This window comes from Caballeronia sp. 11_S32, from assembly GCF_056930355.1.
Genome location: NZ_JBXOWH010000007.1, coordinates 104,844 through 118,525, shown reverse-complemented (window position 1 = coordinate 118,525; position 13,682 = coordinate 104,844). Strand labels below are relative to the sequence as shown.

At 57.1% G+C, this 13,682-nt stretch carries 9 protein-coding genes; 6 read left to right on the top strand and 3 right to left on the bottom strand.

Annotated elements, in window-relative coordinates; genetic code table 11:
• Positions 1-4: 4 nt before the first annotated feature.
• The 6 genes from AC1Z32_RS41275 (at position 5) to AC1Z32_RS41250 (ending at position 9,801) form a co-directional block, all read left to right on the top strand.
• On the top strand, positions 5-1,738 hold the full coding sequence (locus tag AC1Z32_RS41275; RefSeq protein WP_483484626.1) for a nuclease-related domain-containing DEAD/DEAH box helicase: 1,734 nt from the start codon (positions 5-7) through the stop codon (positions 1,736-1,738).
• 54 nt (positions 1,739-1,792) lie between these two features.
• Positions 1,793-4,933, top strand: coding sequence for an SNF2-related protein (locus AC1Z32_RS41270; RefSeq protein WP_483484625.1), 3,141 nt, complete (start codon positions 1,793-1,795; stop codon positions 4,931-4,933).
• A gap of 27 nt (positions 4,934-4,960) precedes the next feature.
• Complete coding sequence (locus AC1Z32_RS41265) at positions 4,961-6,685, top strand: hypothetical protein (RefSeq protein WP_483484624.1); 1,725 nt, start codon at positions 4,961-4,963, stop codon at positions 6,683-6,685.
• A gap of 747 nt (positions 6,686-7,432) precedes the next feature.
• Positions 7,433-7,849, top strand: a complete 417-nt coding sequence (locus tag AC1Z32_RS41260) for a hypothetical protein (protein WP_483484623.1) — start codon at positions 7,433-7,435, stop codon at positions 7,847-7,849.
• A 666-nt stretch (positions 7,850-8,515) separates the two neighbouring features.
• Complete coding sequence (locus AC1Z32_RS41255; RefSeq protein ID WP_483484622.1) at positions 8,516-8,905, top strand: transposase; 390 nt, start codon at positions 8,516-8,518, stop codon at positions 8,903-8,905.
• Positions 8,902-9,801, top strand: coding sequence for a transposase (locus tag AC1Z32_RS41250; protein WP_483484621.1), 900 nt, complete (start codon positions 8,902-8,904; stop codon positions 9,799-9,801). Before AC1Z32_RS41255 ends, AC1Z32_RS41250 begins: the two co-directional genes overlap by 4 nt.
• A gap of 1,328 nt (positions 9,802-11,129) precedes the next feature.
• Here the strand turns inward: AC1Z32_RS41250 and AC1Z32_RS41245 are convergent.
• From AC1Z32_RS41245 to AC1Z32_RS41235, 3 genes are all read right to left on the bottom strand, one after another.
• Positions 11,130-11,375 (bottom strand): hypothetical protein, encoded by a 246-nt coding sequence (locus tag AC1Z32_RS41245; RefSeq protein WP_483484620.1) that lies wholly within the window; start codon positions 11,373-11,375, stop codon positions 11,130-11,132.
• A gap of 10 nt (positions 11,376-11,385) precedes the next feature.
• Positions 11,386-12,873 (bottom strand): S8 family peptidase, encoded by a 1,488-nt coding sequence (locus AC1Z32_RS41240; RefSeq protein WP_483484619.1) that lies wholly within the window; start codon positions 12,871-12,873, stop codon positions 11,386-11,388.
• Positions 12,874-12,985: 112 nt separating this feature from the next.
• On the bottom strand, positions 12,986-13,462 hold the full coding sequence (locus AC1Z32_RS41235) for a hypothetical protein (RefSeq protein WP_483484618.1): 477 nt from the start codon (positions 13,460-13,462) through the stop codon (positions 12,986-12,988).
• Positions 13,463-13,682: the final 220 nt, after the last annotated feature.

The following is a 13,682-nucleotide window of genomic DNA, read 5'->3' as shown; positions in this document are numbered from 1 at the left end:
GGCTATGGCAACTCTGATTCCCGAGCAGCCAAAGGAGTGTGGCTATGCGGAGCGCATCGTCTACGAGAAGCTCGGCCGTGAGCTCGATGAGGACTGGATCATTCTGCATTCGCTCGGTCTCCACGATCACGAGACGAAAGTCTGGGGCGAGGCTGACATTGTCGTGCTCTCGACAAAAGGCATCTTTGCGCTCGAGGTGAAAGGCGGAAAGGTCTCCTGCAAGGACGGCGTGTGGACGTTCGGCGATCCGGCCGGACGGTCCTATACGAAGCGCGAGGACCCCTGGACCCAGGCCAAGACGACAATGTTTGCGGTGCAGAAGAAGCTGCGCGACGCAAATCCGGTGTTCGCGCAAATTCTCTTTGGCTTTGGCGTAGTTATGCCGATGGAAACGTTCTCGGCTTCCGGCGCGGAGATCGAACAGGCCGTGCTTCTGGACAAGCCGGACTTTCGTAAGCATCTGGGCCTGTACATCGGCACGTTGCAGCGCCACTGGACTGACAGCTACGAACGGAAGCACGACCGGCATTACCGGCCACCGACGATCGAAGAAATCAGGCTGGCGCGACGCATTCTGCGGCCAGACGTCGACTCGGCTTTCAGCCTCGGCAGTTATCTAACGGGCGTCGAATCCGCGCTCGTGCAATTGTCGACGGATCAGGTCCGCGCTTCACGAAGAATGGCGGCCAATCCGCGTACTGTGGTGCGCGGCAGAGCAGGCACGGGTAAGACGGTGATCGCGATCGAACGCGCGCGCAATCTGGCGCGTCAAGGCTCGCGCGTGCTGTATCTGTGTTTCAACCAGCTGCTCGCGCAGCATCTGCGCACCGCGCTCGCGGGCGATCTCAACGCAGCCAACATTGAAGTCTGGCACGTCCACGCGCTCTATCGCAAGGTCATTGCCGAGGCCGGTTTGCTACGCCGGCTCGACGGCGTCAGTGACCCGGCGATGCTTTTCGGAGAAGTGTTCCCGCGCGCATTTGTGGATGCCGCGCTGGAAATAGGCCTCGAAGCATGGGACGTGCTTGTGATCGACGAAGCGCAGGATCTCCTGACACCGGACAACATCGACGCCTTCGATCTAATGCTCGGCAATCCCGGCATCAACCGGGGGCACTGGCACATCTTCTTTGACAACTTGCAGAACATCTATGGCACTGACGTTCAGCAGCAGGTAGAGAAACGTCTGGCCGAGGCACAACCCGCGTTTGACGATCTCTTCGAAAATTGTCGCAATACGCAGGAGGTGGCGCTGCAAGCCTCCATTATTTCGGGAATCGATCTCGCGATCGAGCGGGCTCCGAAAGGTCTCTCCTGCGACAACGTGTATTACCGCGATAGCCGATCATTCCTTGCGCAGCTGCGGGACACGGTGGCGCGTCTTCTCAGGCAAGAGGTTCGTCCTCAGGACATCGCGATACTCTCGACGCGCAAACGCGAGAACTCTCTGCTTGCGAATGTCAGCGAAATTGCGGGCGTTCCATTAGTCGACGCCACCGAAGCAAATGCCGGGGACCTGGTCTTTTCGACGATGCACGCGTTCAAAGGCCTGGAGCGTGCGGTTATTCTGGCCGTGGACATGGATCAGATGGGCCTGCCAGAGCAGTCGATGCTGCACTATGCCGGTCTTTCTCGCGCGCGCGCACTGCTGCACACCTTCCTCCCCGAGGCGTGCAAGGAAACTTACTCTGCTCAGGCGATGCAATGGACGCGTCGCAGAACGTTCGAAATTCTCTGATCACGAGATAATGAAAAAAGCGATGCAGCGACCGGCTTCCCGGAGATCGGAAACATGACAGCCGATTTTCATGCCGGGCTGAGAGTGCGGCTGAAGTCGAATCCCGGCAGAACCGGCGTACTGTCGGGCGAGAAGGCCGGCAATCCGGCTTCGCCGCGATGGCAGGTAATCTTCGCCGAGCGCACGGAGTTCGTTCCGGGACTGGCGCTGGAAGCCATGCCGGCCGAAGGCGGAAACGTCTTCGAAGACATGCGCAAGCTGAGATTCGGACGCACGCGCGATTTACGTTCCGCGTTGACTCACGCCCGTCTGGGAGGCAAGCTCGCGGATCTCATCTACAGCCTTTACACCACCAACACCGACTTCTATGCCTATCAGTTCAAGCCGGTGCTCTCGTTTCTCGATTCGCCTTCCCGTGGTCTGCTTATCGCTGATGAGGTCGGCCTAGGCAAGACGATCGAAGCCGGGCTGATTTGGACGGAACTGAGAAGCCGCGAGGACGCACGACGTCTGCTCGTCGTCTGTCCGGCGATGCTTCGGGAAAAGTGGCGAGATGAGCTCGCCGAGCGTTTCGGCGTTGACGCGCGTATTTGCAATGCCGAGGATGTAGTGGACATTCTCGAACAGGCTCAGGGAAAGGCGCATGCATCGTTTGCGGTCATTGCGAGCATGCAGGGCCTACGCGGCCTCGCAACTGAATCTGATGACGATGACAATATCCGCACGCCGTCGGCGCGCATCCAGCGTCTTGCCGACGAAGGGTTGAACGAGACGTCGCCGTTTGATCTGGTCATCGTGGACGAAGCACACTACATGCGCAATCCTGACACCCTGACCGCGCGCCTGGGCAGGCTTCTGCGCCGCATGACGGACAATCTCGTCCTCTTGTCGGCAACACCGGTTCATCTGCGAAATTCAGATCTCTTCCACCTGCTCAACCTGATTGACAGCGATTCCTTTCCCCATGAGTGGTCGTTTGACGAGGCCATGCAAGAGAATGCACCTCTCGTCGCTCTGAAGGACTTGCTTCTGAAGGGAAATCCAGACATCGACGCGATCAGCGGGGCATTCGACGCGCTGCGCAACTCGCCACTTGCGAAGCGCAGCGAAGAACTGCGCTTCCTGCTGACCTCGCCACCGGCTCGGGACGCACTGAAGTTGCCGGGCCAACGGCTCTCGATTGCGGAGCGCATTGAACGAATCAATCCGATCACCAAGGTCGTGACGCGCACGCGAAAGCGCGACGTGCATGAGCGACGCGTCGTTCGCCAGCCAAAGGCATTGTGTGCCGACATGAATCCTGTCGAAAAGGAGTTCTACGAGCAGGTGACAGCCGCGGTGCGAGGCTATTGCCGCGGACTGGACATTGCCGAAGGCTTCCTGCTCACAATCCCCCAGCGTCAGATGTGCAGTTCAATGGCCGCGGCGTGCCGCGCATGGACGAATCGTACGAGCGGACTCGCCGAGGAAATCGACGAGATTCTTTGGGAAGCGTTCGGCGACGATGCATCGCACGACGGGAAAAATCGCGACCGGCCCAACGCAAACACGCTGATTTCGCAACTGTCGCGCATCGCGCGCCAGCTGGGCAGCTATGATGCGCTTCGGCATAAGGACTCCAAGTTTGACCTTCTACGCGAGCAGTTGCTCGAATACTGGAGGCGCACGCCCGGTGCAAAGGTGGTCGTTTTTGCGTACTTCCGCGAGACGCTCCGGTACCTCTCAGAACGCTTCGGCGAAATCGGCGTGCCCTCGGTGGTTTTAATGGGCGGCATGGATAAGCAGGCGGCGCTGGAGCATTTCAAATCCGCAGACGGCCCGCGCCTGCTGCTTGCGTCTGAAGTAGCGAGCGAAGGCGTAGACCTTCAGTTCTCGTCGCTGCTCGTCAACTACGACCTGCCGTGGAACCCCATGCGCATCGAACAGCGTATCGGACGCATCGATCGCATCGGACAGAAGGCGGAGCGGATCATCATTCTCAACCTGTTTCAGGCGGGCACGCTCGACGAACGGGTCTATGTCCGGCTTTTTGAGCGCCTCAAAATTTTCGAACAGGCGCTGGGCGGCATCGAAGGCGTGCTGGGCGAAATGGTGCGCGGCATGAGTTTCGATCTGCTGCGACACGAGCTGAGCGACGAGGAGGAGATCGATGTCATCGAGCAGACGCGGATGGCCGTCGAACACAGATCGCGCATCGAAGACAACCTGGAGCAGGAAGCCGGCCGGCTCGTCGCACACGGCGATTACCTTCAACAGCGCATCGCTACGGCCCGGGAACTGAACCGCTACGTCACGTCCGAAGACCTGTACGCATACGTGAGCGATTTCATCGATGAATACTGTCAAGGCGGGCAGCTCGTCAAAGTGAAGACCGGCGACCCGGATATCTGGGAGGTCGATCTCGGGCCGACCACACGCGCCGAGTTCGGGGAATTTCTGGAGCGCGAGCGCCTTCAAAGTCGCACCCGGCTGGCCACGCCGGCGTCGGGCCGTCAGCCTTGCGTATTCGAAAACCTGCTTCGACGTAGCCGTGTGGATGCCGAGGTGATCTCTCAATATCATCCGCTCGTCTCGTTTGTACGGCGACGACTCGACGCTGACGAACGGCATCGTCATGCAATGCTCGCCGCGATTCAATGTGATTCGTCGATTGCCGGCGACCTGACGCCTGGCGAGTATGTGTTCGCGGTATCGCGATGGACACTGCGCGGGGAACAGGACTCGGAACGGCTCGCGTTCGAAGCGAGAAGGCTCGATGCGAGAACGGAATTGCCGACCGAGGCAGCAGAACGTCTGGTGACCAGCTCGGCTATGAACGGTCAGCCATGGCCGCAGGCATCCGGCGGTCTACATGGCAACGCTGTAGGCGACGCCTTTGAGGCCATTGTCGATTCACTCGATCGCCGCTATGAAGAACACACGGCTGCCGCCAGCCGGGAAAACAGAGATCGAATCGGTTTCCAGCTCGATCAGGTCAACCGGCACGAAGCGCGTGAGGTTCTGCGGCTCGAGGAACTGATCGTGCGGCTCAGGGCGCAGAACAAGACGCGAACGCTGAAAGCGAATGAAGGACGAATCCTCAATGCCCGACGGCGCGCCGACGAGCGCCGGGCTCGCCTAGGCGGGAAAATTGATCTGCGCCACGAGTCCGCCCTCATATGCGCAGGCGTGATCAGGCTGCGACAGGCGGTTTGAGGATAAACAATAAAAATGGGAACGGGGATGGGAACCAAACTCAAGGACGCGTTGCACGCGGCAGGGCTTCGAAACTCTAAAGATCGCACGCAAAATGCAGAACAAAATGCGTCGCCGACCGCGCGCGTTCAGGACGACGCGTTCAAGGATTGGTTAGCTAAGACAACTTCGCCACAAAAGCCGTGCCTCGTGGACGAGCTGCCGCTCCGCGCGGCGGTTGCATCGCATCCCGAAGTGGCGGCACAGCCGGCACCGCGGCGAACGCCTCGTCATGAACTCTCGCTTGCGGGTCAATTCAGGCCGCACGACGCTTTTCTTCCCGACCCCACGGATGGCACGCCGCTTCCGGCTATCGGTCTGAGCGGCATCGCGGCTTCGTTGACGACGGAACCGGAAAACGAAACCGATCTGATCGTAGGCCTGGACTTTGGAACGTCATCGACCAAGGTTGTAGTCCGCGACGCGTATGCTGCGACCAGCGTGTTCCCAGTGCGACTCAGCGGGCAGCGCTCTGGAATCGAAGGCTTCCTGTTGCCGTCGCGCGTCTTCAGGACGGGCGACGCCTATTCCCTTCAGAATGGATCGGAGAAGATTTCCAACCTGAAACTTGGATTGCTCAATTGCAAGGCCGGGAGCCCGGTAGATGAATTTAATGACTGTTGCGCGTACCTTGCACTCGTCATTCGCCGTACGCGCGCGTGGTTTCTGACAGAGTATCGCGAAGTTTATGCGCGCCACAGGCTGAACTGGAAACTGAATCTCGGCCTTCCGGCGCGTTCATACGAGGACACGGCAATCGTTCAGCTTTTCCGGCGCCTTGCGTGGGCGGCAGCCAGTTTGGCCGGAGACAGGGAGGCCGCGGAAATCACGACCGGCAACATCAACGCGTGGCGAATCCGGTCTCAGGAGATGGCTGAGCAGGATAATGCAAGCCCGACGCTTCCAAATGAATTCAGCTCGGATAATGTTGATGTGGTACCCGAAGTGAGCGCGCAGCTACAGGGTTTCATGGCGGCGTCCCGTTGGGACTGGCGCTCACGCCCGCTCATGTTGCTGGTTGACGTGGGCGCTGGCACTGTTGACTCGGCGCTTTTCCACGTCAAAGAGCCTGACGCTGGAAGCGGTCAACTAACGTTCTATGCAAGCCGGGTCGAACAAAGCGGCGTGATGAATCTACATCGTGCACGAGTTACCTCATTGAACGAAATGCTTCCGTCCGGTATCGAGCATCAGGAAGCGCGCGAGTACCTTCAGTCGATCGCGCAGCCGACGGACCGGCTTAAGCCGGTTCCGGAGCGAATTGATGAATATCTTCCTGGCTATCATGGGGCGGATTGTGGCATCGATACGATATTTCGGACCGACCGCTACCGCAGGCAGGTCGCTGGTTGCATTAACGATGCAAAGGTGGGGAAGGGTGTGAGCCTGACACAGCTCAAGCGTATTCCATTGCTGCTGTGCGGCGGTGGCTCAAGGATGCGTTTCTACGGTTCGATCGATAAACTGATCAACAAGACCCCGGGCTGGCTCGTGAGTGTTGAACTGATGAAATTGCCGGTGCCGCGTGATCTGGCGCACTCGGAATGGCACGGCGAAGAATTCGATCGGCTGTCAGTTGCGTACGGACTCAGTCTGTCCGGCGATGGCGAGCGAAGTCTCGGAAAGCTTGTGCGAGCAATCGAAGTCCCTGACGCGGAATGTTATCGACCGACGGATACAGGAAATCGCTATGTCTCCAAAGATCAGATGTGAGTTGCATAGTCTGCATTCGGGGGACGACCACTCTACGGGGCCAAGGGCGAATCTCGTGCGGGAACACACAAAGAGCTGTTGATGTCCTCACGAACAGATTCTAAGCTGCGGTCTTCAAACGCCGAAACGGGGAACCATAATGAAGAAACTAAGCTACACGGTAAAGCGAGGCAAGGGACTCGGTACGGTACTCACGCCTCACAGGCATGGAGACGGGCATTTCGTCGTCAGCTCGACTCGTTTCGAGAAAGATTACATTCGCGTCGAACAAGAGTCCGATCTGTTCGATTGGGTCAGTAGGGGCTACCGCGTCCGAATGAGCGAAGCGGGCAATCCGCGGAGCGCAGCGAGCCTCATTGCACCTCAGTCGATAAAGTTCACTGAAGAAGTCGAGTTGCACTAGGAAGTGACGCGCCAGCTTGCTGACACCGATTCTGGCGAAACCGTCGGGCTGCCCAGCCCGAGCGGCGTACTAAATGCGCAGGTTTAGGGAGGGCGTGACGAGCAGACCGCGATCGATGAGGCCGAGCGCGAGCGCAATACCGAGCCGAATGCAAGGATTCGCGCGATGCGTACATAAGACCTCGTGGTATCGGCTTGTCACGCGTCACATACCCCTCTTGTCTTTATCCGGTATTCCGGATAGGGCGTGCTAAGCCTGATGGCCCTGCCGCTGGGGGCCTGTACATTACCCGATTAAACAACGGCTCGATGGCTCAATTTTTTAGGGGCGAAAGGAAGAGATGTATGGAACGAGAGGAACTTCTCGCGCGTGTTACTAACGTCGATTTCCTGTGGATATACAGTTTTCGGCTCGAGTTACTTAATCGCGATCTTCAACATATCGCCGCAGATGTAAGCGTTAGCACTTTCGGCCGCGAGTTCGCAGAACTCGCGCGAGAAGGATTCACCCGACCAATACAAAAGTTAAAAGGCGTGGCGCTGGAGCATTCCAAGCTTCATTGGGAAATGAGGACGATCCTTAAGTGCGACCCGCTCGAGAGCATTCAACCTCTTCTTGAGCTTTTACCTGCCGAAAATGATTATGAACACCTTATCCAGCTCGCGAAGACGTCGCTCAAGGATGCAATGAAGCGCTTCTTCGAAGGCGAGCTACAGCGACATCTCGAATTGGTCGACGACACTGTACTCGTCACGTTCTAAACCGAGCGATTTGCCCACAAGGGGCCGGTGAAGGCTCTTGTGCCCTAGGTTTGCAGGTTCAACAAGCAGCATGAGTCACTGCAACTAACGATCGAAGCCCACATCGACTCCGTTGAGCAGGACGGCGTGCCCGTCGCGGCTGAACTCGTCGAGGTAGTCGCGTAACCTCTGAGCGAGCGTTTGACATAACGCCGTCGTGTCGATCTTTGACCTGTAAAAGCAATATGAGAATGTCGTGTTCTGGCTATTTTATTTACAAATGTCGTGTTTTTGAGCCGAACACGACATTGGTGCACGGCGGGAATGAGCCGTCCGAAACAGGGCAGAAGAGTCGCGCCATAAAACGCCCATTCGTCGGGAGTGCTCCTCAGACATTGGCATCGATCCTCTCCGGCCGTTGGATGTGTGCCCCGCTACGCCCAGGTCGAATGGCCGGTCGCGGGCGCGCAGCCGCCGTCTTCATAGTTCTCGCCGCGGTTGCGCGTCACATTGATTTCAGCAGACGGCATAGTAGTCATTTTTACGCGGCCCGCTCATACCCAAGTTTGTTCGGCGGGTAGAATCGTTTCCGTGGGTCGGTGCACATCCCGTAACCCACGCGCTGCGGCTCCGTTTTTTTTGGACACAAATTTGGGGTAAAACGTGTGATCCAAACTGGAGTGGTTGATGTTGAAGAAAGCCAATACCAATGCGGTTGCGCCAGAGGCGCTGGAAGGAGCGCGTAGCGCGACTGGAAGCGCCTCTGGCGCCGCCGAATTCAAACGGTGGTCGACCGGACGCAAACGTAGCGTCGTCCTTCGATTGCTGCGCGGCGAACCCGTCGACGCCGTGTCCCGCGAAGTCAGTGTGACGATCGCCGAGCTCGAGCAATGGCGTGAGCTTGCACTGGCTGGCCTGGAGGCCGGTCTAAAGACGCGGACCAGCGATCCGCTGCAAGCGCGGCTCGATGATGCTGTGCGACGCGTGGGCGAGCTGTCTATGGAAAACGAGATCCTGCGCAAGGAACGTGAACTGCAGGCCCGTCGCCCTTTGACCGGTCGGAGATCGTCGACATGAGCCGCGAGATCTCCGTCAGTACAGGCAAGCCCTTTGGATTGCAGCGGGTTTGCCAGGTGCTCGAATTCCCGCGCTCGACCATCTATGCCATTCGTGCCAGAGCGAGCACCAAGGTGACGCCGATGGTTCCGCGCAGGCGTGGACCGAAGCCGAAGATGCACGATGCCGACTTGCTGAAGGCCATCCGCAACGATCTCGCGGCTTCGCCGTTCAGAGGCGAGGGGCATCGCAAAGTATGGGCACGGCTGCGCATCGTGCACGACATCCGTGTCTCCCGGACCCGCGTACTGCGGTTGATGCGCGAGCACAGGTTGCTCTCGCCGCACCGTCAGGCGCGCGGCGAACCCAGTCGTCACGACGGCCGAATCACGACTGATTGCCCCAATGAGATGTGGGGAACCGACGGCGTGCGCATTGCGACCGTGGACGACGGCATGGTTTGGATCTTCTCGGCCGTGGATCACTGCGATGGCATGTGCACCGGCATCCATGCCGCGAAAATCGGTGACCGCTTCGCAGCGCTTGAACCGATCGCCCAAGGGCTGCTGGACGCGTTTGGCTCGGTACTCGCCGACTCGGGCCGCGGGTTGTCGCTGCGTATGGATCACGGTTCGCAATACACCTCGGACGACTTCCGAGACCAGATCAGGTTCTGGGGCATCACGCCGAGCTATGCCTTCGTCGCCGAACCACAGACCAACGGCGTCGCCGAACGGTTCAACCGAACGATGAAGGAACAAGCTATTCATGGGCGCATCTTCAAGAACCTGGAGGAAGTTCGTGCTGCCGCCATCGCGTTCAGAAATCAATACAATCGCGACTGGTGTCTTGAAAAGCTGGGCTTCAAATCACCCCTCGAAGCCCGTCAGGAAAGGCTGATGAAGTTGGCCGCCTGAGCTGCTAAAGCGTGTCCAAACAACCGGAGCCGGTATACTTTCAGTATTTAACCCCGAGCCCGTCGCTGACGGATATTCACTTAGAAGTTATACCATTTGGAATCCGCAACAGGACGCTGCGAAGTTAACGCATGTTTCTTATACAAAAATAATGAATGAGAGGAAGTCTGGCTTCCCGGGTGAAAGAGAATTCCAATTAAAAGATGCTTCTGTCGGTACTGGCGGATGGGGATCCGTAGTTCTTATGGGAATGACTCTTCCTTTCCTCCCGCTTTTATATGTCCAGCCTCAGGACGCGCTGCCCGTATTTGAAGTTTATGGCCGGGCTGCAGATAGCGCATGTCTGTTCGCTAGAGGACACATACTTTGGCCCGGGCCATTCGAGGTAGTTGCGATAGATTCCAAAGACAGGAGTCAAATAGTTACCATTCCGCGTGAACGAGTAGCTCGGATTGTTTCTAGCCCAATTGAGCCCGATTTCTCGGAAGCTGAAAACACATCTGATACGCGAGAGCAAAAAAGTATGGTCTGCACCGGTAATCCAACTCAGACTACGTCGAACAAGTCGACGATTTTTGTCTCTAATGTACAGACTCCGAACCGTGGTGTGCTGGTTATTCCGTTTGAGACGCCCAAAGGCCCGATCCGCTGCGATGCGGACGCGAGCGCACCAGGGGTACGAGTGGCCCCCCGAGCTTGAGGAAATGCTCAGATGGTTGGGAGGTGCACTCAAGCGTTGCGGAGAGCTGGGTAGCGCTCGGCCGGTAATTGACGTTCGCGGCTTCGCCAGCTCGAGCACTTTCAAAGGCGCATGCGAGCGCGACAGCAACAACCAAAATCTCAGACTTGCAGAACTTCGAAGAAAGAGCGTATTAAAGCAACTCGGATTTGACATCGCTCGCGCGAATTGGTGGGATACCGGCCCAATCAACCTCGAGCCCGCCGTTCCCGATCGCTGGAGCACTTTTGCGCACATGCGTGACTTCGAAACAGTCAACGATATAATGCAAGGTAGGTTTCGAACACAAATCGGGAATTTAACGCAGCGCGTTGAGATATGGATTCTGATCTAGGTGGATGCAGTGCTTCTGATCTCCCGATCTTGGTCAAATAGATGTTCCGCTTCATGACCCCAATGGTCATGGCCGCGGACCAATAAAAATGAAGATTCGCACCGCGTTCACCCGCAGACTTTCTCGCCTATCTTATCGCCCCGTAGCGACGTCTGAGACCGGCTAGGGAAGCCGGTGCCGGGAGTTCGCTTCTGTTGATATTGCACCAGTGTATATCCGGTCCCATCAGGCTGCCTTGGTCACTACGGCGTTGGGTCATCGGCTCGAAAACTTTTTTCTCATAGTCGGATGCGGGTTTATCGTTATGGGAGATTGCTCCACAACCGTCCACTCGGTCATAGCCTCCAATCGCTTTCTCGGGAGATCCCCATCGACTTCAACCAAGATTGTTCGAGGAAGCCGATCGTCGAGCACGATCACTCCTGATATGGCCCTTATTTTTTCCATATCCAAAACCGGCTTGTCGCCTTCGCCACGAAATCGCATGACCAGTTTATTCATGTTCTTTTGATTAGGTAGGCATTCCGTAACCGACGCGACTCGGCGAAAGCGAGAAATCAACACAGCTTGCCTCTAGCCGTTGTCGAAGCTGACTCGCTCGATGCGATGATCGCGGGCCAGCACTCGGAATCATGTCTGAAAGGATTCTTGCTGCGACGCCGGTGACCCAAGGGGCCGCCGACGAAGTTCCATCGTAGGCGACATATCCGCTCGTGCCGACCGTAGAAATTATGGCTACCCCGGCCGCTGCACAGTCGACTTTGCCGGTGTTCGAAAAGTCTGGTGCAAACGCATCAGAATGGGGCGATCGTTCCGCTACCTGAATCAATGCATGCGCGGAGTCAGCGGGAAATGAATTAAACGCTCCAAGAGCGCCGACACTCACGACACTTGCATACGCGGCCGGGTAGCCAGTGCTGCTACCGTCATTACCGCTCGATGCCACGATTAGGACACCCTGAGCATCGACGAATTGAATTGCATCTAACAAACCGGTGTCGTCTTCTTGCTGTGTGACACTTAGATTAATAATGTCAGCGCCGTCAGCTGCGGCTTCGATTACGCCGTTCGCGACATTCAAACTGTCAGTGATAGCGCTGTCTGCAGCAAATACGCGGTAACTTCGCAGTTCAACCATCGGCGCAGCGCCAGTCCATGGTCCATTCGCCGCGATAATGCCAGCAACATGCGTCCCGTGCGACAAACCATTGTCGCCAAAGTCCCCAGCCGCCTCGCCCCTAACAACGTTGCGGCCGCCGCACAGTGAATGCACCAAGTCCTTGTGTGCTTCCACGCCGGTGTCGACAACTGCGACAGTGACACTTACACCCTGACTGCCGCGCGGTCCTCCACAACCGAGGTGCGCACGTGCGTCAGGAAACGGGGATGGGATCTCCGACACGGAGATATTCAAGGGCGCGTTACTCGCTGCGACTGACGTCAAAAGTCGCGACCAATAATCTGCACGGGGGAAAACTTGAACGTAATCGAGCACGGCGTCCGCCAAATAAAATACGCCCATTCCCGTCGCATCAGTCTTGACGATTGCCTCTTCCGAAGCGAGGGTCGTACTACTCACAACGATTAGAGCGTTCGCAAGTGGCATCTGATTTGGCGCGAGCACGCGAAATTCATACTTGAAGATGGAAGGCTGCAGAGCATTCGTCCCGGCCACAGCTTTTCCATATTGCGAGCCGTATTGCGAACCGCGCGGTCCAGACAGGGAGCACAGCGAATATGTGAGATTCCGGTGAAAGCGCACACCGGTGAGCTTCTCCAGACCCTCGATTTGTTGCTCGTTTGCTTCCACGAGGATACTTCCCGTCCGTCCGTTCTTGTCGATCACGCGGACGCCTAGTTCACTGGCTGCCCATTCGACACCGGCGAAGTTGAAGCTTGCATCTGCAGACGTCTCACTCGGCAGACGGAACGCAAGCCGAACCGATTGGTTTCGCAGCAACGCGAAAAACTGCTTCGTGGTTTCCTGGCTGACTTCCATCGCGACCTCCGGCGACAGTTCGATAAACGAATAGGGGCCCTGAGCGTGCGGTTTGAAAATTGTAGTCGCCGCACTAGGGGTCAAATATGTGCCAGCGTACAGAATTCGTGCCCTATTTGTTGGACACCGCCCGGCCCGGCTTCGCAACTACCGCCTTCGGGTAACCTATCACATCGATGCAACGCCGAATGACCTCTTCCGGTACCATCCCGTTCGCCTTAAGATTAAGGTCGATCTCACCTCGTGTTCCTCGCACGTGGCAGATCACTTCTGTCTTGTCCAGAGCTTCCACATCTGTCGCAGACTTGCGCTCGCCCAGTTTTATCCCGAGCTGCACGGATGCTACGGCTAGCGACAAACCGGAAAGAATAATGCCGAGAAATTTAATCAGATCAAATTCGTGTTCAACCTTTTGAGGATGGACGGTAAGCTGTTCATCCGATCCTGGCCCATTGCCTGCTGCCAGACGTGATTGAGCGTAACGAAGCAAATCTGACTCAGGAGATGCCTTTACAATTGATCGGAAATGCTCGGCCCAGTCCTTATGATCGACACTGTCTACGGACAGGACAACGCTTATTACGGTCATGTTAGGCCTCTGACATTTGGCGACTAACTTCTGCATATGCAGCAACTTAAATTGGGAATGAACAATCAAAAACCGTCACGAAAATCTGACACCTACCGTATGCGAACGTTCGGTTGATCTAGGGCGAAATCGCGTAACCCCCAGCTTCTCACAAAAACTTGTAGGAGTGTGCTCGAAAGGGGCGTGGTTGAAGGCATGGGCCGAAATGCGCGCATGGCAG

What these genes read in the sequence shown, in the direction of transcription:
- AC1Z32_RS41265 (WP_483484624.1), top strand. Translation starts at nt 4,961, where the DNA reads ATGGGAACCAAACTCAAGGACGCGTTGCACGCGGCAGGGCTTCGAAAC.
- AC1Z32_RS41270 (WP_483484625.1), top strand. Translation starts at nt 1,793, where the DNA reads ATGACAGCCGATTTTCATGCCGGGCTGAGAGTGCGGCTGAAGTCGAAT.
- AC1Z32_RS41275 (WP_483484626.1), top strand. Translation starts at nt 5, where the DNA reads ATGGCAACTCTGATTCCCGAGCAGCCAAAGGAGTGTGGCTATGCGGAG.
- AC1Z32_RS41255 (WP_483484622.1), top strand. Translation starts at nt 8,516, where the DNA reads ATGTTGAAGAAAGCCAATACCAATGCGGTTGCGCCAGAGGCGCTGGAA.
- AC1Z32_RS41240 (WP_483484619.1), bottom strand. Translation starts at nt 12,873, where the DNA reads ATGGAAGTCAGCCAGGAAACCACGAAGCAGTTTTTCGCGTTGCTGCGA.
- AC1Z32_RS41245 (WP_483484620.1), bottom strand. Translation starts at nt 11,375, where the DNA reads ATGAATAAACTGGTCATGCGATTTCGTGGCGAAGGCGACAAGCCGGTT.
- AC1Z32_RS41235 (WP_483484618.1), bottom strand. Translation starts at nt 13,462, where the DNA reads ATGACCGTAATAAGCGTTGTCCTGTCCGTAGACAGTGTCGATCATAAG.
- AC1Z32_RS41260 (WP_483484623.1), top strand. Translation starts at nt 7,433, where the DNA reads ATGGAACGAGAGGAACTTCTCGCGCGTGTTACTAACGTCGATTTCCTG.
- AC1Z32_RS41250 (WP_483484621.1), top strand. Translation starts at nt 8,902, where the DNA reads ATGAGCCGCGAGATCTCCGTCAGTACAGGCAAGCCCTTTGGATTGCAG.